This is a genomic window from Streptomyces sp. NPDC002156, from assembly GCF_053593675.1.
The window spans coordinates 1-22,190 of the sequence record NZ_JBSFDA010000169.1; the positions used below are offsets into that span (position 1 = coordinate 1).

The 22,190-nt window shown below is 69.9% G+C and carries 17 protein-coding genes; 10 read left to right on the forward strand and 7 right to left on the reverse strand.

What is annotated here, in order from left to right; genetic code table 11:
* Positions 1-3,242 (reverse strand): isoleucine--tRNA ligase (ileS, locus tag ACWCRB_RS40675; RefSeq protein WP_451000875.1); only part of this gene is annotated, 3,242 nt, incomplete at its 3' end.
* A 581-nt stretch (positions 3,243-3,823) separates the two neighbouring features.
* On the opposite strand from ileS, the gene ACWCRB_RS40680 reads away from it, so the two are divergent.
* From ACWCRB_RS40680 to ACWCRB_RS40695, 4 genes are all read left to right on the forward strand, one after another.
* Complete coding sequence (locus ACWCRB_RS40680) at positions 3,824-4,879, forward strand: TraR/DksA C4-type zinc finger protein (RefSeq protein ID WP_451000876.1); 1,056 nt, start codon at positions 3,824-3,826, stop codon at positions 4,877-4,879.
* A gap of 101 nt (positions 4,880-4,980) precedes the next feature.
* Positions 4,981-5,583 carry a signal peptidase II gene (gene lspA / locus ACWCRB_RS40685; protein ID WP_451000877.1) on the forward strand — a complete coding sequence of 201 codons (603 nt, stop codon included), beginning with the start codon at positions 4,981-4,983 and terminating at the stop codon, positions 5,581-5,583.
* 65 nt (positions 5,584-5,648) lie between these two features.
* The gene (locus ACWCRB_RS40690; protein ID WP_451000878.1) at positions 5,649-6,593 is read left to right on the forward strand and encodes an RluA family pseudouridine synthase; all 945 of its coding nucleotides are present in this window, start codon (positions 5,649-5,651) and stop codon (positions 6,591-6,593) included.
* Positions 6,590-7,063: a GNAT family N-acetyltransferase gene (locus tag ACWCRB_RS40695; RefSeq protein WP_451000879.1), complete on the forward strand. Its 474-nt coding sequence runs from the start codon at positions 6,590-6,592 to the stop codon at positions 7,061-7,063. The genes ACWCRB_RS40690 and ACWCRB_RS40695 overlap by 4 nt, the downstream gene beginning before the upstream one ends.
* 36 nt (positions 7,064-7,099) lie before the next feature.
* On the opposite strand, the gene ACWCRB_RS40700 is transcribed toward ACWCRB_RS40695, so the two are convergent.
* Positions 7,100-8,215 (reverse strand): mechanosensitive ion channel family protein, encoded by a 1,116-nt coding sequence (locus tag ACWCRB_RS40700; RefSeq protein WP_451000880.1) that lies wholly within the window; start codon positions 8,213-8,215, stop codon positions 7,100-7,102.
* Between the two features lie 117 nt (positions 8,216-8,332).
* Here ACWCRB_RS40700 and ACWCRB_RS40705 point away from each other — a divergent pair, with 117 nt between their 5' ends.
* The gene (locus tag ACWCRB_RS40705) at positions 8,333-8,902 is read left to right on the forward strand and encodes a dienelactone hydrolase family protein (protein ID WP_451000881.1); all 570 of its coding nucleotides are present in this window, start codon (positions 8,333-8,335) and stop codon (positions 8,900-8,902) included.
* 16 nt (positions 8,903-8,918) lie between these two features.
* On the opposite strand, the gene ACWCRB_RS40710 is transcribed toward ACWCRB_RS40705, so the two are convergent.
* From ACWCRB_RS40710 to ACWCRB_RS40725, 4 genes are all read right to left on the reverse strand, one after another.
* Positions 8,919-10,601: an alkaline phosphatase D family protein gene (locus tag ACWCRB_RS40710; RefSeq protein WP_451000882.1), complete on the reverse strand. Its 1,683-nt coding sequence runs from the start codon at positions 10,599-10,601 to the stop codon at positions 8,919-8,921.
* A gap of 137 nt (positions 10,602-10,738) precedes the next feature.
* Positions 10,739-11,587 (reverse strand): thioredoxin domain-containing protein, encoded by an 849-nt coding sequence (locus tag ACWCRB_RS40715; protein WP_451000883.1) that lies wholly within the window; start codon positions 11,585-11,587, stop codon positions 10,739-10,741.
* Positions 11,588-11,683: 96 nt separating this feature from the next.
* On the reverse strand, positions 11,684-12,367 hold the full coding sequence (locus tag ACWCRB_RS40720) for a hypothetical protein (protein WP_451000884.1): 684 nt from the start codon (positions 12,365-12,367) through the stop codon (positions 11,684-11,686).
* A gap of 102 nt (positions 12,368-12,469) precedes the next feature.
* Positions 12,470-13,795 carry a DUF2252 domain-containing protein gene (locus ACWCRB_RS40725; protein ID WP_451000885.1) on the reverse strand — a complete coding sequence of 442 codons (1,326 nt, stop codon included), beginning with the start codon at positions 13,793-13,795 and terminating at the stop codon, positions 12,470-12,472.
* 237 nt (positions 13,796-14,032) lie between these two features.
* On the opposite strand from ACWCRB_RS40725, the gene dnaE reads away from it, so the two are divergent.
* Entirely contained in the window at positions 14,033-17,572 is a 3,540-nt protein-coding gene (gene dnaE / locus ACWCRB_RS40730) for a DNA polymerase III subunit alpha (protein ID WP_451000886.1), read from the forward strand.
* Between the two features lie 70 nt (positions 17,573-17,642).
* Here the strand turns inward: dnaE and ACWCRB_RS40735 are convergent, their stop codons facing one another.
* Entirely contained in the window at positions 17,643-17,816 is a 174-nt protein-coding gene (locus ACWCRB_RS40735) for a hypothetical protein (protein ID WP_369035085.1), read from the reverse strand.
* Positions 17,817-18,053: 237 nt separating this feature from the next.
* On the opposite strand from ACWCRB_RS40735, the gene ACWCRB_RS40740 reads away from it, so the two are divergent.
* From ACWCRB_RS40740 to ACWCRB_RS40755, 4 genes are all read left to right on the forward strand, one after another.
* The gene (locus ACWCRB_RS40740; protein WP_451000887.1) at positions 18,054-19,274 is read left to right on the forward strand and encodes an NYN domain-containing protein; all 1,221 of its coding nucleotides are present in this window, start codon (positions 18,054-18,056) and stop codon (positions 19,272-19,274) included.
* Positions 19,275-19,384: 110 nt separating this feature from the next.
* On the forward strand, positions 19,385-20,356 hold the full coding sequence (locus ACWCRB_RS40745; protein WP_451000890.1) for an ABC transporter ATP-binding protein: 972 nt from the start codon (positions 19,385-19,387) through the stop codon (positions 20,354-20,356).
* A gap of 127 nt (positions 20,357-20,483) precedes the next feature.
* A complete protein-coding gene (locus tag ACWCRB_RS40750; RefSeq protein WP_451000888.1) occupies positions 20,484-21,311 on the forward strand; it encodes an ABC transporter permease in 828 nt (275 codons plus the stop codon).
* Between the two features lie 34 nt (positions 21,312-21,345).
* A complete protein-coding gene (locus ACWCRB_RS40755) occupies positions 21,346-22,083 on the forward strand; it encodes a hypothetical protein (protein WP_451000889.1) in 738 nt (245 codons plus the stop codon).
* Positions 22,084-22,190 lie beyond the last annotated feature (107 nt).

The following is a 22,190-nucleotide window of genomic DNA, read 5'->3' on the forward strand; positions in this document are numbered from 1 at the left end:
CGCCAAGCTGCTGCTCGCCGATCTGCCGGAGAACGAGCGACGCGCTCTCGCCGACAAGCTCGACTACCCGATGTACACCTCCCGCTCCACCCCCACGCCTTGCGCAGGCGGAACGTCAGGGACAGGCCCTCGTCGGTGAACGGCTCGCCGTACGTGGTGTCCGCCTCGCCCTCGACGAAGTCTGTTGCCAGGACCTCGTCGGCGATCAGGGGCGAGTGCTCGGTCAGGGCCGCCGTCACCGCGGGGTCCGTGGATGTCCAGCGGAGGGCGATGCGGTCGGCGACGTCGAGGCCGCTGTTCTTGCGGGCCTCCTGGATCAGGCGGATCGCGTCACGGGCGAGGCCCGCCTGGCGCAGCTCCTCCGTGATCTCCAGGTCGAGGGCGACCGTCGCGCCCGAGTCGGACGCCACCGACCAGCCCTCGCGCGGGGTCTCCGTGATGATGACCTCGTCGGGGGCCAGCGTCACCGTCTCGCCGTCTACCTCCACCGACGCCGTGCCCTCGCGCAGGGCCAGGGACAGCGCCGCCGCGTCCGTGTTCGCGACCGCCTTCGCCACGTCCTGGACGCGCTTGCCGAACCGCTTGCCCAGGGCGCGGAAGTTGGCCTTCGCGGTCGTGTCGACCAGGCTGCCGCCCACCTCGGAGAGGGACGCCAGGGAACTGACGTTCAGCTCTTCCGTGATCTGCGCGTGCAGTTCGCGGTTCAGGGTGTCGAAGCCGGTCGCCGCGACCAGCGCGCGGGACAGCGGCTGGCGTGTCTTCACGCCCGACTCCGCGCGCGTGGCACGGCCCAGTTCCACCAGCCGCCGTACGAGCACCATCTGCTTCGACAGCTCCGGGTCGATCGCGGACAGGTCCGCCTCGGGCCAGGAGGTCAGGTGGACGGACTCGGGGGCGCCCGGGGTCACCGGCACCACCAGGTCCTGCCAGACCCGCTCGGTGATGAACGGGGTCAGCGGGGCCATCAGCTTCGTGACCGTCTCGACGACCTCGTGCAGGGTACGCAGCGCGGCCTTGTCGCCCTGCCAGAAGCGGCGCCGGGACCGGCGTACGTACCAGTTGGACAGGTCGTCGACGAAGGCCGACAGGAGCTTGCCGGCGCGCTGGGTGTCGTACGACTCCAGGGACTGCGTCACCTGGTCGGTGAGCGCGTGGAGTTCGGACAGGAGCCAGCGGTCGAGGACCGGGCGGTCGGCCGGGGCCGGATCGGCCGCGGACGGGGCCCAGTTGGACGTACGGGCGTACAGGGCCTGGAAGGCGACCGTGTTCCAGTAGGTGAGGAGCGTCTTGCGGACGACCTCCTGGATGGTGCCGTGGCCGACGCGGCGGGCCGCCCAGGGGGAGCCGCCGGCCGCCATGAACCAGCGGACGGCGTCGGCGCCGTGCCGGTCCATCAGCGGGATCGGCTCCAGGGTGTTGCCCAGGTGCTTGGACATCTTGCGGCCGTCCTCGGCGAGGATGTGGCCGAGGCAGACCACGTTCTCGTACGAGGATTTGTCGAAGACCAGGGTGCCTACCGCCATCAGCGTGTAGAACCAGCCGCGGGTCTGGTCGATGGCCTCGCTGATGAACTGCGCCGGGTAGCGGGACTCGAACAGTTCCTTGTTCCGGTACGGGTATCCCCACTGCGCGAACGGCATCGAACCCGAGTCGTACCAGGCGTCGATGACCTCCGGGACGCGGGTGGCGGTGCTGCCGCAGCCGTCCTGGGGGCAGGTGAAGGTGACCTCGTCGATGAACGGGCGGTGCGGGTCCAGGTCCGACTGGTCGGTGCCCGTGAGCCCGGTCAGCTCCGCGCGGGAGCCGACGACCGTGAGGTGGTCCTCCTCGCAGCGCCAGATCGGGAGCGGGGTGCCCCAGTAGCGGTTGCGGGAGAGCGCCCAGTCGATGTTGTTGTTCAGCCAGTCGCCGTACCTACCGTGCTTGACCGTGTCCGGGTACCAGTTGGTCTTCTCGTTCTCCTGGAGGAGACGGTCCTTGACGGCGGTGGTGCGGATGTACCAGGACGGCTGCGCGTAGTAGAGGAGCGCGGTGTGGCAGCGCCAGCAGTGCGGGTAGCTGTGCTCGTACGGGATGTGCTTGAAGAGCAGCCCGCGCGCGTGGAGGTCCTCGGTGAGCTTTTCGTCCGCCTTCTTGAAGAAGACACCGCCCACGAGGGGGACGCCCGCCTCGAAGGTGCCGTCCGGGCGGACGGGGTTCACGACCGGCAGGCCGTACGCGCGGCAGACCTTGAGGTCTTCCTCACCGAAAGCGGGGGACTGGTGGACCAGACCCGTACCGTCCTCGGTCGTCACGTAGTCCGCGTTCACCACGTAGTGGGTGGGTACGTCCGCCGGGAACTCGACCAGCTCGAACGGTCGTTGATAGGACCAGCGCTCCATCTCGGCGCCGGTGAAGGTCTGGCCGGTGGGCTGCCACTCCTCGCCGAGCGCCTTGGTGAGCAGCGGCTCGGCGACGACCAGCTTCTCGCTGCCGTTCGTCGCCACCACGTAGGTGACGTCCGGGTGCGCGGCGACCGCCGTGTTGGAGACCAGCGTCCAGGGCGTCGTCGTCCAGACGACGAGGGCGGCCTCGTCGGCCAGCGGACCGGAGGTGAGCGGGAAACGGACGTACACGGAGGGGTCGACGACCGTCTCGTAGCCCTGCGCCAGCTCGTGGTCCGACAGGCCTGTGCCGCAGCGGGGGCACCAGGGGGCGACGCGGTGGTCCTGGGTGAGCAGGCCCTTGTCGAAGATCGTCTTCAGGGACCACCAGACCGACTCGATGTACTCGGGGTCCATCGTGCGGTACGGGTCCTGGAGGTCGGTCCAGTACCCCATGCGGGTCGTGAGCGCCTCGAAGGCGTCCGTGTGCCGGGTCACCGACTCACGGCACTTGGCGTTGAACTCGGCGATGCCGTACGCCTCGATGTCCTGCTTGCCGGAGAAGCCCAGCTCCTTCTCGACCGCCAGCTCCACCGGGAGGCCGTGGCAGTCCCAGCCGGCCTTGCGGGCCACGTGGTAGCCGCGCATGGTGCGGAAGCGCGGGAACACGTCCTTGAAGACGCGGGCCTCGATGTGGTGGGCGCCCGGCATGCCGTTCGCGGTGGGCGGGCCCTCGTAGAACACCCATTCGGGGCGGCCCTCGGACTGCTCAAGGCTCTTGGCGAAGATCTTCTGCTCGTGCCAGAAGTCGAGCACGGCCTGCTCGAGCGCGGGCAGGTCGACCTGGGCGGGCACCTGGCGGTACGTCGGCGTTGTCATCAGCGAGCTTCCTCCGGCGGAACTTTCTGCCTTCCGTCGGAGGGACGAGAGCCGGAATTCTCCGGACGCCGTGTACGGCGTACTCCCGCGGTACCACCCTCCTTGGCTCCCCGGTGCGTCGTGCGCACCGATGAGCCCCCTCATTGGGGTCGCGATACCGGGTCTAGTGGCCTTGGCTGTCCTGCTCGCCTCGCTGCGGCTTTCTTCCGGCGGCTCCGGGGTGATCTTCGCGTCGCGCTCGCCCCCGGGCTTCCACCGTCCCCGGGTCGCTCTGGGCTGCGTACGCCGCTACTCGTCCCCATCCACGCTTCTCGCTCCGCCCAGTGTACGGCGACCCACGGACAGCGGCCGACCGGTTTTCCGAGCCACCCGAATGGCGAGGGTCGGGTGTCCGCATTCCGGGACGCCCGGCTCGGCGGATTACCCGGCGGGGAGCTGGGCACAACGCTTGCAGGCTTGCCCCGCGGGACCGGCGGGGCGGGCGAATCGGGCGGCGTGCCCCGTTGCCGCGGGACTCAAGTCGATTTATCGTCCCAGCACGATTCGCGAGCAAGATCACAATATGTGAAGGGGCCGCGGCCATGGTGGCGAAAAAGACCGCCGTACAGCAGTCGGCGTCCAGCAGATCCACCGGATCCGCGGCCGCGGAAGCCTCCGGCAGGGGTAAGGGGGCGGACGTCAAGAAGAGCGTCCGGGGAGGGGCGGTGGAGGGTTCCGCGAGGGGCTCGGCCGCGGGTGCGGCGGGTGCCGCGGGGGTGAAGCGGGCCAGGGTGAAGGAAGCCGTCCCCAAGGAGGCCGTTCCGAAGAAGAGCGCGGTGAAGAAGATCACCGCGAAGAAGGCGGCGGTTGAGAAGACGGCCGCCAGGAAAACGGTGGCCTCGGAAGCGGCCGCCAAGAAGACGGCGGTCAAGGAGACGGCTGCCACGGAATCGGCTGCCACGGAATCGGCGGGTACGGAATCGGCGGGTACGAAGACGGTCGCCACCAAGGTGGTGGCGAAGAAGGCGCCGGCCAAGAAGGGCGTCGCCAGGAAAGCCGTCGCCAAGAAGGCCGCCGCCTCCGGAAGCGCCGCAGGCAAACGCACGGCCAAGAAGAGCACGGCCAACAAGGCGGGCGCGGCCGAGGCCGCGAAGACGACGGGAGCTACGACGGTGGTTGCGAAGAAGACTCCTGGCACGGCCACGGCGGCGAAGAAGCCCAGTGCGGTACCCAAGGCACGGCTCGCCGCGGCGGCGGAGCCCGGCGAACTCGCCGTACGCCCCGGTGAGGACCCATGGACCCCGGAGGAGGTGGCGGAGGCGCGCACCGAGCTGCAGTCCGAGGTGCTGCGGCTGCGCGCCGAGATCACCAGGTCCGAGCAGTCGCTCGTGGGTCTCATGCGGGACTCGGGGGACGGCGCGGGCGACGACCAGGCGGACACCGGTACGAAGAACATCACGCGGGAGGGGGAGATGGCGCTGGCGGCCAACGCGCGCGAGATGCTCGTCCAGGACGAGCGGGCCCTGGAGCGGCTGGACGCGGGCACCTACGGCCTGTGCGAGAACTGCGGCAACCCGATCGGCAAGGCCCGTATGCAGGCCTTCCCGCGCGCGACGCTGTGCGTCGAGTGCAAGCAGAAGCAGGAGCGGCGCTACTGACCGCGCCACTGACCGGCCGTGGAACGCCCGGTGCTCTCCTGTGGCCCAGGAGGCGTGTCGTACCCTCGTCCTCAGTCAGGAACCTAGGTTGAGGGACTCACGTGGCAGAGGCGGAGCGCATCATCGGTACGCCGGACATCCCAGACGCGGCGGGGGCCGAGCCGGAGCAGCCCGGTTCCGACGACGCCGGGACGCCGAGCCCGGACGAGCGGCCCCGGGGCAAGCGCCGGATCTTCGTGTTGTTCACGGTCGCCGCGCTGGCGTACGCGCTGGACCTCGTCAGCAAGATGATCGTGGTCGCCAAGCTCGAGCACCACGCGCCGATCGAGATCATCGGGGACTGGCTGAAGTTCGAGGCGATCCGCAACGCGGGCGCCGCTTTCGGCATGGGTGAGGCCTTCACCGTGATCTTCACGGTCATCGCGGCGTCCGTGATCGTCGTGATCGCCCGGCTGGCCCGCAAGCTCTACAGCCTGCCCTGGGCGATCGCCCTCGGGCTGCTGCTCGGCGGCGCGCTGGGCAATCTGACCGACCGGATCTTCCGCTCGCCGGGCGTCTTCGAGGGCGCGGTCGTCGACTTCATCGCGCCCAAGCACTTCGCGGTCTTCAACCTGGCCGACTCGGCGATCGTCTGCGGCGGCATCCTGATCGTCCTGCTGTCGTTCAAGGGGCTCGACCCGGACGGGACCGTCCACAAGGACTGAGGGCCGGGCGCCGGTTTGTCCACAGGCCGGTCGGGGGTGCCGGGCCCGTCCGGCATACTCGACGGGTGAGCACCGTTCCCGAGATCCGCAACCTGCCCGTACCCGACGGCCTGGAGGGCGAGCGCGTCGACGCCGCCATCTCCCGCATGTTCGGCTTCTCCCGTACCAAGGCGGCCGAGCTCGCCGCCGCGGGGAAGGTCATGGTCGACGGATCGGTGGTCGGGAAGTCCGAGCGGGTGCACGGCGGAGCCTGGCTCGAGGTCGAGATGCCGCAGGCGCCCGCGCCCGTGCAGATCGTGGCCGAGCCGGTCGAGGGCATGGAGATCGTGCACGACGACGACGACATCGTCGTGATCGTCAAGCCCGTCGGCGTGGCCGCGCACCCGTCGCCCGGCTGGACCGGGACGACCGTCATCGGCGGCCTCGCCGCCGCCGGCTACCGCATCTCCACCTCCGGTGCCGCCGAGCGCCAGGGCATCGTGCACCGGCTCGACGTCGGCACCTCGGGCCTGATGGTGGTGGCCAAGTCGGAGCGCGCGTACACGTCGCTCAAGCGCCAGTTCAAGGAGCGCACGGTCGACAAGCGCTACCACACGCTCGTCCAGGGCCACCCCGACCCGATGAGCGGCACGATCGACGCACCCATCGGCCGGCACCCGAACCACGACTACAAGTGGGCGGTCACGGCCGAGGGCAAGCCGTCCGTCACGCACTACGACCTCATCGAGGCGTTCCGCGCGGCCTCCCTGCTCGATGTGAAGCTGGAGACCGGCCGCACCCACCAGATCCGCGTCCACATGGCCGCCCACCGGCACCCCTGCGTCGGCGACCTGACGTACGGGGCGGACCCGACGCTCGCCAAGCGGCTCGGCCTGACCCGCCAGTGGCTGCACGCCGTCCGGCTCGGGTTCGAGCACCCCGGGGACGGGTCGTGGGCCGAGTTCGCGAGCGTGTATCCGGACGACCTCGCCAATGCCCTGGAGAAGGTGCGCGAGGAGACGTACGCATGAGCCTGCCGACGGTGTACGTGGTGCGTGTCGCCGAGGATCCCGCCGACCGCGAGGCCTGCTTCGCGGTGCGCAAGGAGGTCTTCGTCGCGGAGCAGGGCGTGCCGGAGGATCTGGAGTACGACGAGTTCGACGCCGGTGCGCTGCATGTGCTGGCCGTCCGGGAGGACGGGGTGGCGCTCGGTACGGGGCGGTTGCTGTACGGGGAGGCCGCTGCCGGGCGGACCGGGGGCGATCTGTCCGTGGGGTCGCTGGGGCGGCTCGCGGTGCGGAAGGACGCGCGCGGGCTGGGCGTCGGGGTCGCGCTGGTCCGGGGGATCGAGCGGGCGGCCGAGGAGCTGGGGCTCGGTGCTGTGGATCTGCATGCGCAGACCTCGGCGTCGGGGTTCTACGAGCGGCTCGGGTACGCGGGGTACGGGGACGAGTTCTTCGAGGCCGGTATCGCGCACCTCGCGATGCGCCGCTCTCTCTGATTCCGGGCTTTCTCGTCCCCTGCGCACCCGCCCGGTTCAGCCCCGGCCGGCTGTCCTCGGGGTTTCGTGCGCCCTGCGAGGCGCTCCGTCCTGGGACCGGCGTGTGGCCTCCGTGCCCGGCGGCAGGGACGCGTCCGCCGTGTTGACCCGGGGGAGGGCGTACGGGTGGTGTTCGGTCAGCCAGCGGATCATGCCCTCGCGGACGTGGACCCGGACCTTCCAGACGTCGTCCGCGTCCTTGGCGGTCACCAGCGCGCGTACCTCCATGGTGCTCGGTGTGGCGTCCGTGACACACAGGTCGCAGGTGCGGCCGTCCCAGGCCGGGCACTCGCGCAGCAGGTCGCGGAGCTTCTCGCGCATCGCCTCCATGGGCGCGGTGTGGTCGAGCTGCCAGTAGACGATGCCGGTCATCTGGGCGCCGCCCCGCGACCAGTTCTCGAAGGGCTTCGACGTGAAGTAGGACACCGGCATCGTGATGCGCCGCTCGTCCCAGGTACGCACGCTCAGGAACGTCAGCGTGATCTCGTCGACCGTGCCCCACTCCCCGTCCACCACGACCGTGTCGCCCAGGCGGACCATGTCGCCGAAGGCGATCTGGAACCCCGCGAACATGTTGGCCAGCGTCGACTGGGCCGCCACACCGGCGACGATGCCCAGGATGCCGGCCGATGCCAGCAGTGAGGCGCCGGCCGCGCGCATCGCCGGGAACGTCAGCAGCATCGCCGCCACCGCCACGACGCCCACGATCGCCGCGACCACCCGCTGGATCAGCGACACCTGGGTACGGACCCGACGGACCCGGGCCGGATCGCGGTGGGCGCGGGCGTAGCGCGTGTACGAGGTGTCCACGATCGCCATCGCGATGCGCACGATCAGCCAGGCCGTCGCACCGATCAGCACCAGCGTCAGGGACTGGCCGACGGCGTCATGGTGATCCTGGAGCAGGTCGGCCTGGTTGTACGACCCTCGGAGCAGTGCCGCGCACAGGACGAGCTGGTAGGGCACGCGGGCCTGGCGCAGCAGTCCCCACAGTGGTGTCTCGGTCTGGCGTTCGTCCGCCTTCCGCAGCAAGCGGTCCGTGACCCAGCCGATGAGCAGCGTGAGCACGACCGAGCCACCGACGACGATCAGCGGGCGCAGTACGTTCTCCATGCCGGAGAACGTAACCGGAGAAGGGGGGTCGTGAACATGCGACCTCGGGTGTCCTCACGCACACTGCGAGGTTCGGCTGCCGGGGTTGTTGTCAGTGGTGGCTGGCACGATGTCCTCATGAACGTCATGCTCTTTCACTCGACCTATGGGCTCCGTCCCGCAGTGCGCGCCGCCGCCGACCGGCTGAGGGCGGCCGGACACGAGGTGTGGACCCCCGACCTCTTCGACGGGCACACCTTCGAGACCGTCGAGGAGGGCATGGCCTTCAAGGACGCCATAGGCAAGGACGAGCTGCTCAAGCGGGCGATCCTGGCCGCCGCGCCCTACTCGGGGCGGGGTCTGGTGTACGCCGGGTTCTCCTTCGGCGCCGCGACAGCACAGACGCTCGCGCTCGGCGACGAGAAGGCCCGCGGGCTGTTGCTACTGCACGGTACGTCGGACATCGCCGAGACCGCGTCGGTGGACGAACTGCCGGTCCAACTGCACGTGGCCGAGCCGGACGCCTTCGAGACCGACGACTGGCTGAGCTCCTGGTATCTGCAGATGGGCAAGGTGGGCGCCGACGTGGAGATCTACCGGTACGCCGGGGCCGGTCACCTCTACACCGACCCCGACCTGCCGGACTACGACGAGGAGGCCACCGAGGCCACCTGGCGGGTGGCGCTCGGCTTCCTCGACAGCCTGTAGGGAGCCTGTAGAGGGGTTACACCGGGTCGTACGTCCGTTGCATCTTCTGCGTGCCGCTGGGCGTGCGGTACGAACGCCACCAGGTCGACGTCGCGTTCGTCTTCGTACGGTCGGAGAGTACGTAGTAGTCCATCTGCGCCCGGTCGGCGGTGATGTCCAGGACGCCGTAGCCGTGGCGGTCGGTGTCGACCCAGTGGACGTGCCGGTTGGCTGCGCGGATGATCGGCGCGGCGAGCGCGGTGACGGTGCCCTCGGGGACCTTGAGGATGTCGTCGAGGTTGTCGGAGGTGACCGAGGTGACGACGAACTCCGTGGCGGCGGAGGGGGACAGCGGGTAGGTGCCGGCGTCCACGGGCACGTCGTTGGCCCAGGCCATGTGGATGTCGCCGGTCAGGAAGACGGTGTTGCGGATCGCGTTGGAGCGCAGGTGGGCGAGGAGTTCACGGCGGTCGTCCGTGTAGCCGTCCCACTGGTCGGTGTTGAGGGCGAGCCCCTCCTTGGGCAGGCCGAGCAGTTCGGCGAGCGGCTTCAGGAGGTCGGCGGTGAGCGAGCCGATCGCGAACGGCGAGATCATCACCGAGTTCCCGACCAGCCGCCAGGTGGTGTCCGAGGCCTTCAGTCCCGCCTTCAGCCAGTCCAGTTGGGCCCGGCCGGTGATCGTACGCTCCGGGTCGTCGACCGAGCCGTTGCCCGTGGCCACCTGCTGCGAGCGGAAGGAGCGCAGATCGAGGAGGGAGAGGTCGGCGAGCTTGCCGAAGCGGAGGCGGCGGTAGGTGGTGCCCGCGATCGCCGGACGGACCGGCATCCACTCGAAGTACGCCTGTTTCGCGACGGACTGGCGGGTCGCCCAGGCGCCCTCCGTGCCCTCGGTGTGGTTCTCGGCACCGCCCGCCCAGGCGTCGTTGGCGAACTCGTGGTCGTCCCAGATCGCGACGACCGGCGCTGCCGCGTGGAGGGACTGGAGGGCCGAGTCGCTCTTGTAACGCCCGTGCCGTACGCGGTAGTCGGCCAGGGTGAGGATCTCGTGCGCGGGGGCGTGCGGGCGTACGACGGTGTCGCGGGTGCCGTACTCGCCGGTGCCGTACTCGTAGATGTAGTCGCCGAGATGCAGCCAGGCGTCCAGGTCGCCGCGGGCCGCGAGATGACGGTACGAGGAGAAGTAGCCGGCCTCCCAGTTGGCGCAGGAGACCACGCCGAAGCGGAGGTTGGACACGGCGGCGTCGGCGGCGGGCGCCGTGCGGGTGCGGGCGGCGGGGGAGTCCGTGCTGCCGGCCGAGAAGCGGAACCAGTAGTCCGTGGCGGGCGCGAGGCCCCGGATGTCCGCCTTGACCGTGTGGTCGGAGGCGGCCGTCGCGGTGGTCGAGCCCTTGGAGACGATGTTCGTGAACGCCTTGTCGCGGGCGACGGTCCAGCTCACCTCGGTGTCCGGGCCGAGCCCGGAGCCGGGTATCGCCTCGGCGGTGGGCGTCACCCGCGTCCACAGCAGGACACCGTCCGGCAGCGGATCGCCGGAGGCGACGCCGTGCAGGAAGGCCGGTGCCTCGGCGGCATGCGCCGCGGCACCCTCGGCCAGCGCGGCGGCCAGTGGGCCGGCCAGTACGGCGGTGGCCGCCGCGGCCTTGACGACCGTACGGCGGCGCGGGGCGAGGGAGTTGACCTGGGCGCCCGTGGACTCGGAGGAACTGCTTCGACTCGTCACGGGCGCTGAGATTACTGATCAGTAAGGCAGTAGAGCGGGCGAAATCACTAAAGTTCGCCCGCTCTTCGGCTGATCGTCCACTGGGGCCGGGCGGCGGAGCGTACGGCAGACGCTCCGGCCGGACCGGAACCCGCTGCTCAGGCCTTCAGCGCAGCCTCGATCGCCGTGTTGAAGTCGGCGACCGTCATGGGCGCGTTGTCGCTGTTCGGGGCCGTGAGCTTCTTGCCGTCCATCACCAGGCTCGGGGTGCCGTTCACGCCGTCCTTGTTGGTGTTGAACGTCTCGGACATCGCCAGCGCCCAGGCGTCGTACGTGCCGTTCTTGACCGCGGTCTGGAACTTCGTGTTGTTCTTGAGCGCGCTGACCGTGTTCGCCACCTTGATCAGGTAGTCGTCGCTCTTGAACTTGTCGTCGCTCTCCTCGGGGTGGTACTTCGCCGAGTAGAGCGCGGTCTTGTACTCCAGGAACGCCTCCGGGCTCACGTTCAGCGCGGCGCCCATGGCGCTCATCGCGTTCTTGGAGCCCTCGCCGCGGGAGCCGATCTCGATCTTTCCGTTGCTGTCGGTGTCACCGTCGAGGAACGTGCCACCGATGTACTGGATCTTGAACTTGCCCGCGTCGAAGTCCGCCTTGAGGGTCGTGCCGACCGTCTGCTCGAACTGGGCGCAGATCGGGCAGCGCGGGTCCTCGTACAGCTTGAGGGTCTTCTTGGCGGTGCTCTTGCCGAGGACCACCGTCGTGCCGTTCGTGCCCGTGGTGTTGGCCGGCGCGACGACCTTCGCGTCCTTCGCCTCGTCCCAGTAGCCGGGCTTGTTGCCCTGGACGACCGCGTAGCCGATGCCGCCGGCTATCGCGAGGACGCCGACGACGGCGCCGGCCACGATGAGCTGCCGCCTGACCTTGTCCCGCTTGGCCTGGCGCTCGCGCTCCTGACGCAGCCGCTCACGGGCCGCGTTCTTGGCGTCTTGGCTGTTCCGCTTGCTCATGCTGATGATCTCCCTGGGGAACGCGTACGCGTCATGGGCGTCGTACGCGGATACGAATGAGGGGACTTGCCGGTGCTCGGTGCTCGGAGCTGTCGCTCAGGCGAAAGCGAGCGGACTCGGCGGTCCTCGTCGTCCCAGGGAGTGCACGAGCAGACGCGCGCGGGGGATGGCGACGCGCTGTGCCGGTCGCGGCAGGCGGCGTACCGCCGGGGCGGACCGGAAGGTCACCGCGGCGGCGGCCAGCAGCAGCGGGCGGAAGCCGGCGGCGGTGAGCGCGTCCAGCAGTCGGCCCAGGGCCCGTTCGCCCCGGCGCAGCCAGGCGGCGGCCAGCAGCCCCACGCCGATGTGCGCGGCCAGCAGCAGCCAGGCCGTCGACGGGCCGGCGTGGGCGAGAAGTGCCCCGACCCGGTCGGTGTCGGCCACCCGGGCCAGCGGGGTGCCGACGTTGTCGCCGGCGCACAGCACGTCGAAGCCGACCGAGCGCAGGGGGCCGGCGACCGGGCCGCCCGCCCGGCCGTAACAGACGGTCTGGCCGGTGGTGAAGACCGTGTCGGCGGCCAGCTCCAGCGGGATCAGCAGGGCCGCGATCCGGCCGAAGCCGCGCTCACGGCCGGCCAGCGCGTACGCGACGACGAAGACGGCGGCGGCGATCACGGCCACCGTCCCCATCGGCAGCGGGGCCCGGGACAGCAGCACGTGCGACGCGCTGCTGAGCGTCACGACGAGTGCCGTGAACAGCGCCGCGCGTACGGCTCTGAGCTGGGTCCCGGATATGTCCATAGCGGAGGAAGTGTGTCACGGACTCCCGTAAGAGGCCCCTAAAAGGTCCCTGTGAGCGCGTGCACGGTCCACAGGGGGTCCGGAAGGGGCTCCCGGAGGTGTCTAGAGGCCCGGGATCCGGCCGTTGCGGAACAGGTCCACGAAGATCTGGTGGTCGGCACGCGCGCGTGCGCCGTACTCGTGGGCGAAGTCCACCAGGATGTCCGCGAAGCCCGCCTCGTCGGCCGCGATCGCCGCGTCGATGGCCCGCTCCGTGGAGAACGGCACCAGGGACTCGCCGGACTGGTCGTCCGCCGCCGCGTGCATCGTGGCCGTCGCCCGGCCCAGGTCGGCCACCACGGCCGCGATCTCCTCCGGGTCGTCGATGTCCCCCCAGTCCAGGTCCACGGCGTACGGCGACACCTCGGCGACCAGCTGGCCGCGGCCGTCCAGCTCGGTCCAGCCCAGCCACGGGTCGGCGTGGTCCTGGAGGGCGCGCTGCGAGATCACCGTGCGGTGGCCCTCGTGCTGGAAGTAGCCGCTGATCGCCGGGTCGGTGATGTGCCGGGAGACCGCCGGGGTCTGGGCCTGCTTGATGTAGATCACCACATCGTTCTCCAGGGCGTCCGTGGCGCCCTCCAGAAGGATGTTGTACGAGGGCAGCCCGGCCGAGCCGATACCGATGCCGCGCCGGCCGACGACGTCCTTCACCCGGTACGAGTCCGGGCGGGTCAGGGACGACTCCGGGAGGGTCTCCAGGTAGCCGTCGAAGGCGGCCAGCACCTTGTAGCGCGTGGCCGCGTCCAGCTCGATGGAGCCGCCGCCCGGTGCGAAGCGGCGCTCGAAGTCACGGATCTCCGTCATCGAGTCGAGCAGCCCGAACCGGGTCAGCGAACGGGCGTCGCGCAGCGCGTCCAGCAGCGGGCCCTGGGCGGTGTCCAGGGTGAACGGCGGCACCTCGTCGCTCTTCGCGCCGGTCGCGAGGGCGTGGACGCGCTCGCGGTACGCGCCCGCGTACGTCCGCACCAGCTCGGTGATCTGCTCGTCGGAGAACGCCTTCGCGTACCCGATGAGGGCCAGGGAGGCGGCGAGGCGCTTGAGGTCCCAGGTGAAGGGGCCGACGTACGCCTCGTCGAAGTCGTTGACGTTGAAGATCAGCCGGCCCTGGGCGTCCATGTACGTGCCGAAGTTCTCCGCGTGCAGGTCGCCGTGGATCCACACGCGCGAGGTGCGCTCGTCCAGGTACGGGCCGCCCCTCTTCTCCTCGTCGAGGTCGTGGTAGAAGAGGCACGCCGTGCCCCGGTAGAACGCGAACGCCGAGGCCGCCATCTTGCGGAACTTCACGCGGAACGCGGCCGGGTCGGCGGCCAGGAGCTGGCCGAACGCGGTGTCGAAGACGGTGAGGATCTCCTCGCCGCGGTGCTCGGCGCTGAGCTGCGGAACCGACATCGCTGGGTGCCTCCTGGTGCAGGTGGTGCGTGACAAATGGGGCCGGACGGGCCGCCCGGCGGGCCGGATCACTCCGTGTCCCTTCCAACGTCCGAAGGTACGCCGGAGTGCCCGCGACCCACGCATCAAGGTAGGGGGGAGACCCCTCCCGCTGTCAGTGCCGAGGCATAGACTTCGTCGCTGTCCCCCCAGACTGCCCGCAGCCTGTCGCCGAGTGTTTTCCATGGAGGCCACGCCGTGTCAAAGCCGCCGTTCACGCACCTGCACGTCCACACCCAGTACTCGCTGCTGGACGGTGCCGCGCGGCTCAAGGACATGTTCAACGCGTGCAACGAGATGGGCATGACCCATATCGCCATGTCCGACCACGGCAACCTCCATGGGGCGTACGACTTCTTCCACACCGCCAAGAAGGCGGGGGTCACGCCGATCATCGGCATCGAGGCGTATGTGGCGCCCGAGTCCCGGCGCAACAAGCGGAAGATCCAGTGGGGCCAGCCGCACCAGAAGCGCGACGACGTGTCCGGTTCCGGCGGTTACACCCACAAGACGATCTGGGCGGCCAACTCCACGGGCCTGCACAACCTCTTCCGGCTGTCCTCGGACGCGTACGCGGAGGGCTGGCTGCAGAAGTGGCCGCGGATGGACAAGGAGACCATCTCCCAGTGGTCCGAGGGCCTCATCGCCTCCACGGGCTGCCCCTCCGGCGAACTCCAGACCCGGCTGCGGCTGGGCCAGTTCGACGAGGCGGTGAAGGCGGCCTCCGAGTACCAGGACATCTTCGGCAAGGACCGCTACTTCCTGGAGCTGATGGACCACGGCATCGACATCGAGCACCGGGTCCGTGAGGACCTGCTCCGGGTCGGCAAGAAGCTCGGCATCCCGCCGCTGGTCACCAACGACTCGCACTACACGTACGCGCACGAGTCGGTCGCGCACGACGCCCTGCTGTGCATCCAGACCGGCAAGAACATCTCCGACCCGGACCGCTTCAAGTTCGACGGCACCGGCTACTACCTGAAGTCCACGGACGAGATGTACGCCATCGACCAGTCGGACGCCTGGCAGGAGGGCTGCGCCAACACCCTCCTGGTCGCCGAACAGGTCGACACCGCGGGCATGTTCGAGGCCAAGAACCTCATGCCGAAGTTCGACATCCCGGACGGCTTCACCGAGGTCACCTGGTTCCAGGAAGAAGTCCGGCTCGGCATGAACCGCCGCTTCAACGGCAACGTCCCCGAGGACCGCCAGAAGCAGGCCGAGTACGAGATGGACGTCATCATCCAGATGGGGTTCCCGGGGTACTTCCTCGTCGTCGCCGACTTCATCATGTGGGCCAAGAAGCAGGGCATCGCGGTCGGCCCCGGCCGTGGTTCCGCCGCCGGTTCGATCGTCGCGTACGCCATGGGCATCACCGACCTCGACCCGATCCCGCACGGTCTGATCTTCGAGCGGTTCCTCAACCCCGAGCGCGTCTCCATGCCCGACGTCGACATCGACTTCGACGAGCGTCGGCGCGTCGAGGTCATCAGGTACGTGACGGAGAAGTACGGCGCCGACAAGGTCGCCATGATCGGCACGTACGGCAAGATCAAGGCGAAGAACGCCATCAAGGACTCCGCGCGCGTGCTGGGTTATCCGTACGCGATGGGCGACCGCCTCACCAAGGCCATGCCCGCCGACGTCCTGGGCAAGGGCATCGACCTCAACGGCATCACCGACCCCTCGCACCCGCGCTACAGCGAGGCCGGCGAGATCCGGTCGATGTACGAGAACGAACCGGACGTGAAGAAGGTCATCGACACCGCCAAGGGTGTCGAGGGCCTGGTCCGGCAGATGGGTGTGCACGCGGCCGGCGTCATCATGTCCAGCGAGCCCATCGTCGACCACGCCCCGATCTGGGTGCGGCACACCGACGGCGTGACCATCACACAGTGGGACTACCCGCAGTGCGAGTCGCTCGGCCTGCTCAAGATGGACTTCCTGGGCCTGCGCAACCTCACGATCATGGACGACGCCGTCAAGATGGTGAAGGCCAACAAGGGGATCGACCTCGACCTGCTGGCCCTGCCGCTCGACGACCCGGCGACCTTCGAACTCCTCCAGCGCGGCGACACCCTCGGCGTCTTCCAGTTCGACGGCGGGCCCATGCGCTCCCTGCTGCGCCTGATGAAGCCCGACAACTTCGAGGACATCTCCGCCGTCTCGGCGCTCTACCGTCCCGGCCCGATGGGCATGGACTCGCACACCAACTACGCCCTGCGCAAGAACAAGCTCCAGGAGATCACCCCGATCCACAAGGAGCTGGAGGAGCCTCTGGAGGAGGTCCTCGCGGTCACCTACGGCCTGATCGTGTACCAGGAGCAGGTGCAGAAGGCCGCCCAGATCATCGCCGGGTACTCCCTCGGCGAGGCCGACATCCTGCGCCGAGTGATGGGCAAGAAGAAGCCCGACGAACTGGCCAAGAACTTCACCATCTTCCAGGCCGGCGCCAAGAAGAACGGCTACAGCGACGAGGCGATCCAGGGCCTGTGGGACGTTCTGGTCCCCTTCGCCGGCTACGCCTTCAACAAGGCCCACTCCGCCGCGTACGGCCTGGTCTCGTACTGGACCGCCTACCTCAAGGCCAACTACCCGGCCGAGTACATGGCCGGACTGCTCACCTCGGTCAAGGACGACAAGGACAAGTCCGCGATCTATCTGAACGAGTGCCGGCGCATGGGCATCAAGGTGCTCCCGCCCAACGTCAACGAGTCGATGTCCAACTTCGCCGCCCAGGGCGACGACGTGATCCTCTTCGGCCTCTCCGCGGTGCGCAACGTCGGTACGAACGTCGTCGAGTCGATCATCAAGTCCCGCAACGCCAAGGGGAAGTACGGCTCCTTCCCCGACTACCTCGACAAGGTCGAGGCGGTCGTCTGCAACAAGCGGACCACGGAATCGCTGATCAAGGCCGGCGCCTTCGACAGCATGGGGCACACCCGCAAGGGCCTCACCGCGCACTTCGAGCCGATGATCGACAACGTGGTCGCGGTGAAGAGGAAAGAGGCCGAGGGGCAGTTCGACCTCTTCGGCGGCATGGGCGACGAGGACACCAGCGAACCCGGCTTCGGCCTCGACATCGAGTTCACCACCGACGAGTGGGACAAGGCCTATCTGCTCGCCCAGGAGCGGGAGATGCTCGGCCTGTACGTCTCCGACCACCCCCTCTTCGGCCTGGAGCACGTCCTCTCCGACAAGGCCGACGCCGGTATCTCCCAGCTCACCGGAGGTGAGCACGCGGACGGCGCGGTCGTCACCATCGGCGGCATCATCTCCGGCCTCCAGCGCAAGATGACCAAGCAGGGCAACGCCTGGGCCATCGCCACCGTCGAGGACCTCGCCGGCTCCATCGAGTGCATGTTCTTCCCGGCCACCTACCAGCTGGTGTCGACCCAACTCGTCGAGGACGCCGTCGTGTTCGTCAAGGGACGCCTCGACAAGCGCGAGGACGTGCCCCGGCTGGTCGCGATGGAACTCCAGGTCCCCGACCTGTCGAACGCGGGCACCAACGCGCCCGTGATCCTCACCATCCCCGCCCTGAAGGTCACCCCGCCGATGATCAGCAGGCTCGGCGAGATCCTCAGCCACCACAAGGGCGAGAGCGAGGTCCGCATCAGGCTCCAGGGACCGAGCAAGACGACGGTCCTGCGGCTCGACCGGCACCGGGTGAAGCCCGACCCGGCGCTCTTCGGCGACCTGAAGGTACTGCTCGGGCCCGCCTGTCTGGCCGGTTGATCAACTGACGCGCGCGAGGGGCGCACCCTGAACGGGTGCGCCCCTCGCTGTGCTTGAGCTTCAACAACGGTCAGTTGTGGCCGAAGCGCTTCTGCCGGCCCTTGCGTGCCATATCACCGGGAGTCACCTGGGTGGCGCGCTGCTCGGCCTGCGACTCCATCGAGGAGGACTTCGCCTCTTCGGCACCGCGCTCGGCCTGGGACGCCTGGTGCTGCTGGCGACTCTGCTTCTTGTTCTTGGCCATGGTGATCTGCCTCCTGAGGGGGATCTAGGGACCAGGACCGACTTCAGATTCACATGGCCCGACAAAGCGTGCATGTCGGAGAATTACCCTGCGTAATAAGGTCTTGTCGTGTGGTGGGACCCTCGGCCGACGAGGGAAACGCCACGCCGAAGATCGAGTTCGGGCCGTTAACATCCGCGCGGTCGGGCAGACTCGAAGCAAGCCCGAAGCAAACCTCCCGGAAAGAGGGTGGATCGCGTGGACCGCTGCATCGTCCTGGTGGATGCCGGGTATCTGCTCGGCGCCGCGGCGAGTCTTCTCGCCGGAGAGCCCTCGCGGTCCCGCATCACCGTCGACCACCCCGCCCTCATCCAGGGCCTTCGCGAACGCGCCGAGTCGGACACCGAACGGCCGTTGCTGCGCATCTACTGGTTCGACGGCGCCCCCGACCGGGTGCCACAGCCCGAGCACCGCAGGCTGCGCGTGATGCCCCGGGTCACCGTCCGCCTCGGCGCCCTGACGCGCAGCGACGGACGGTGGGCCCAGAAGGGCGTCGACGCCGCCATGCACGCCGAGCTGACCGAGCTGGCCCGCAACCGCGCCTGCTCCGACATCGTCCTCGTCACCGGCGACGGCGATCTGCTGCCGGGCATGATGGCCGCCAAGGAGCACGGCGTCGCCGTACACCTGTGGGCCGTGCAGGCCGCCGACGGCGACTACAACCAGTCGGAGGACCTGGTCGCCGAGGCCGACGAGCGGCGCGTCCTCGACCGTACGTGGATCACCAAGGCCGTACGGGCCAAGGACCTCGGCGGGGTCTGCGCGCCGCCGCCCGCGCCCCGGCCCGAGATCGCGGCGATCCTCTCCGCGCCGCTGCCCGAGTCGGCGCTCGGGCAGACCGCCGAGCGGTCCGCCGACGAGCAGCAGGAGCACGCGACGACGCCCGCCGCGCAGAACGGCTCGCAGGAGCGCGTGCCCGCCCCCAAGGGCGTACCGACCCCCAAGGACCTGGCCGCGCTGCGGGCCCCCGGCGCCCAGCCCGCCCAGCAGCCCGCGAACGCGACCCTGCGCTGGTCCTCCGACAAGGGCTGGGTCGACCGGCCGGGTGTGGCCGCCGAGCCCCCCGAGGTCGCCGCCATGCCGACGCTGGCCCAGCTCACCTCGGCCGAGCAGCGCTGGGCGGACCGCGAGGAGGACATCACCACGGTCGGCGGTGATCCCTACGAGGTCGGACAGGTGTTCGCGCGCCGCTGGATGGAACGCCTCCCAGAACCCGCCAACCTGCAGAAACTGTCCACGATGTACCCCCGCATCCCGCACCGCATCGACGGCGAGCTGCTGCGCTACGCCGCCCGCTTCGGCCTGCTCGCCCACAAGGACGACCAGATCGACGAGCACGACCGGTATGCGATCAGGGCCGGTTTCTGGCGCGAGATCGACGTCCGTACGGCCGCGGAGCACGCGCCTGCCGGGGAGTGAGCCGGGCCCCTGTGACCGGGGGTTGGATTTCTGGCGGAGTCGGGCACCCCGTACTCTCGTCCTTCGTGAGTACGCGCACGGCACACGCAGCCCGACACGGTGACGATGTCGTGTGCGCGGTGCGCGATCTCAGCAAGACCTATCGGGCGGTACGCGGCCGACGCGGTTCCCCCGGAACACCCGAGGTCAAGGCCACCGACGCCGTCGATCTGGACGTCCGACGCGGTGAGATCTTCGGCCTGCTCGGGCCCAACGGCGCCGGCAAGTCGACCCTCGTTCGGCAGATCACCGGCCTGATGCGTCCCGACCGGGGCAGCGTGGAGATCCTGGGCCACAACATCGTGCGCCACCCGGAGCGGGCGGCACGCATCCTCGCCTACCTCGGCCAGGAGTCCAGCGCCCTCGACGAGCTGACCGTGTCGCTCGCCGTCGAGACCACCGCGCGACTGCGCGGCCTGGAGGTACGGCGGGCGCGGACAGAACGGGACGCCGTCCTGGAGGAACTGGGGCTCACCGCCCTGGCCGCCCGGCCCATTCGCAAGCTGTCCGGCGGGCAGCGGCGGCTCGCCTGCTTCGCCACCGCGCTGGTCGGGGAACGGCCGCTGCTCGTCCTCGACGAACCGACGACCGGCATGGACCCGGTGGCCCGGCGTGCGGTGTGGGGTGCGGTCGACCGGCGTCGGGCCGAGCGCGGCACGACCGTACTGCTGGTGACGCACAACGTGATCGAGGCCGAGACGGTTCTCGACCGGGTGGCTGTCCTCGACCGGGGGCGGGTGATCGCCTGCGACACCCCGGCCGGGCTGAAGGAGCAGGTCGCGGGGGAGGTGCGCGTCGATCTCGTCTGGCGGGAGTCGGCGCCCCTGCACGTTCCAGAGGTCGCCGCGCTGCGGGACCGGGCTGTCGAGTCCGGGCGTCGGTGGACGCTGCGGCTGGCCCCCGAGGAGGCCCGCGCGGCCGTCGCCACCGTCACCGGCGGGGCCGCGTTCACCGCGCTGGACGACTTCACGCTGGCCACACCGAGCCTGGAGGACGTGTATCTGGCGCTCGGGGGGAATGTGACGGGGCTGGTGAAGGCGTGAGCGGCATGAGTGCTGGGGGCTTCCGATCCGTACGTGTATGCGTGCGGATGCGAGAAAGGGCACGGGTGCGGGTGTCGGCGGGGGAAAGGGCGGCTGTCGTGACCGGGACGAAGAGGAGCAGCTCGACGTGAGTGTCGTACCCGCGGAAGCGCTGCCGGGCACAGCCCTGGCCGTGGAGGAGGCGCCCGCGCGCCGCGCGATGGCCGAGCTGGGACCGCGTGCCCGGCTGTGGCCCGCGCTGGTCGCGGTGTACCGGGCACAGCTGTCCCGGGCCCGGGTCGCGCGGATTCCGCTGCTGTTCGTGGCGACCTTCCAGTCCATCGGGATCATGATCCTTATGCGCGGGGTCGTGGAGGGCGGCGGGGAGGCCCGGGCCGTGGTGGCCGGGGCCTCGGTGCTGGTCGTGGCCTTCGTCGCGCTGAACCTGCTCGCCCAGTACTTCGGGCAGCTGCGGGCCAGCGGCGGGCTCGACCACTACGCCACGCTGCCCGTGCCGCCCGCCGCCGTGGTGCTGGGCGCGGCGGGGGCGTACGCCTCCTTCACCGTCCCGGGGACCGTCGTGACGGCCGTGTTCGGGTGCCTGCTGTACGGGCTGCCGCTGGCGCATCTGTGGGTGCTCGCCCTGGTGATCCCGCTCGCGGGGGCCGCGCTCGCCGGGCTCGGTGCCGCCTTCGGGCTGCTCGCGCCGCGGCCGGAACTGGCCACGCTGCTCGGGCAGTTGGGTATGTCGGCGGCGCTGCTGCTGGGGGTGCTGCCTGCGGAGCGGATGCCCGGGGTGGTGCGGTTCGCGCGGGATCTGCTGCCCTCGACGTACGGCGTGGAGGCCTTCGCCCGGACCTTCGGGCCCGACCCCGACTGGGCCTTCGTCTTCGGTGACCTGGCCGTGTGCGCGGGGGTCGGGGTGGTCTCGCTGGCCGTCGCGACCTGGGCGTACCGCCGGGCGGCCGTCCGGTGACGCGCCGCACAGACGGGCCTGGCACGATGTCAGGGTGACCGCACCGCTGACTCCGCCTCCGCCGCCGCACCAAGAGCCCTCGCGTGAACGTGAAGAGGCCTCACGGCCCCAGCAGCCCTTGCAGCAGCAGCCCTCGCTCCAGCAGGCCCCGGACAGCCGGTCCTGGCAGGACTGGCCGGCGCCGGCCGGGTCCTCGGGGAGCGGGTTCGGAGCGGCGTACGGACAGGACGGCCCCGGGATGAAGACGGAAGTGCGGGAGGCCGCTGTCGTCACGGTCGTGGTGGCGCTCGGTGGGGTGCTGCTCGGGCTGCTGTGGTGGTGGCTGGCGCCGAGTGTGCCGCTGGTCGGGGACATCGTCGAGAACCGCTGGGTCGTGTACGTCAAGGACAGCGAGGGCGAACAGGCGATCGGGGTCGACGGAACGTTCACTCTGCTGGCGTTGGCCCTCGGTGCGGTGAGCGCGCTGGGTGTGTTTCTCTTCCGGCGGCGTGGGGGCGTGCCGCTGGTGGTCGGGCTGACCGTCGGGGGGTTGCTCGGGTCGGTGCTGGCCTGGCGGCTGGGGGTGTGGCTCGGGCCCGCCCAGGATGTGATCGCCGCGGCCAAGTCCGCGGGCAAGGGGGTTACGTTCTCGGCGCCGTTGAAGTTGGGGGCGAAGGGGGCGTTGCTGGTGTGGTCCGTGGCGGCGCTGGTGGTGCATCTGGGGTTGACGGCGTTGTTCGGGCCCAGGGACCCGGAGGGCGGGTTCGAGGAGGGGACGGTGTCGGGGGTGTAGGCGGGATTTTCCTCGCCCCCGCCGCCCCTACCCGTCCCATCCCTGGGGGCTGCGCCCCCAGACCCCCGCTGTCGGCCTGAACGGCCTCGTCCTCAAACGCCGGACGG

What these genes read in the sequence shown, in the direction of transcription:
- ACWCRB_RS40680 (WP_451000876.1), top strand. Translation starts at nt 3,824, where the DNA reads ATGGTGGCGAAAAAGACCGCCGTACAGCAGTCGGCGTCCAGCAGATCC.
- ACWCRB_RS40695 (WP_451000879.1), top strand. Translation starts at nt 6,590, where the DNA reads ATGAGCCTGCCGACGGTGTACGTGGTGCGTGTCGCCGAGGATCCCGCC.
- ACWCRB_RS40700 (WP_451000880.1), bottom strand. Translation starts at nt 8,215, where the DNA reads ATGGAGAACGTACTGCGCCCGCTGATCGTCGTCGGTGGCTCGGTCGTG.
- ACWCRB_RS40705 (WP_451000881.1), top strand. Translation starts at nt 8,333, where the DNA reads ATGAACGTCATGCTCTTTCACTCGACCTATGGGCTCCGTCCCGCAGTG.
- ACWCRB_RS40715 (WP_451000883.1), bottom strand. Translation starts at nt 11,587, where the DNA reads ATGAGCAAGCGGAACAGCCAAGACGCCAAGAACGCGGCCCGTGAGCGG.
- ACWCRB_RS40720 (WP_451000884.1), bottom strand. Translation starts at nt 12,367, where the DNA reads ATGGACATATCCGGGACCCAGCTCAGAGCCGTACGCGCGGCGCTGTTC.
- ACWCRB_RS40725 (WP_451000885.1), bottom strand. Translation starts at nt 13,795, where the DNA reads ATGTCGGTTCCGCAGCTCAGCGCCGAGCACCGCGGCGAGGAGATCCTC.
- ACWCRB_RS40735 (WP_369035085.1), bottom strand. Translation starts at nt 17,816, where the DNA reads ATGGCCAAGAACAAGAAGCAGAGTCGCCAGCAGCACCAGGCGTCCCAG.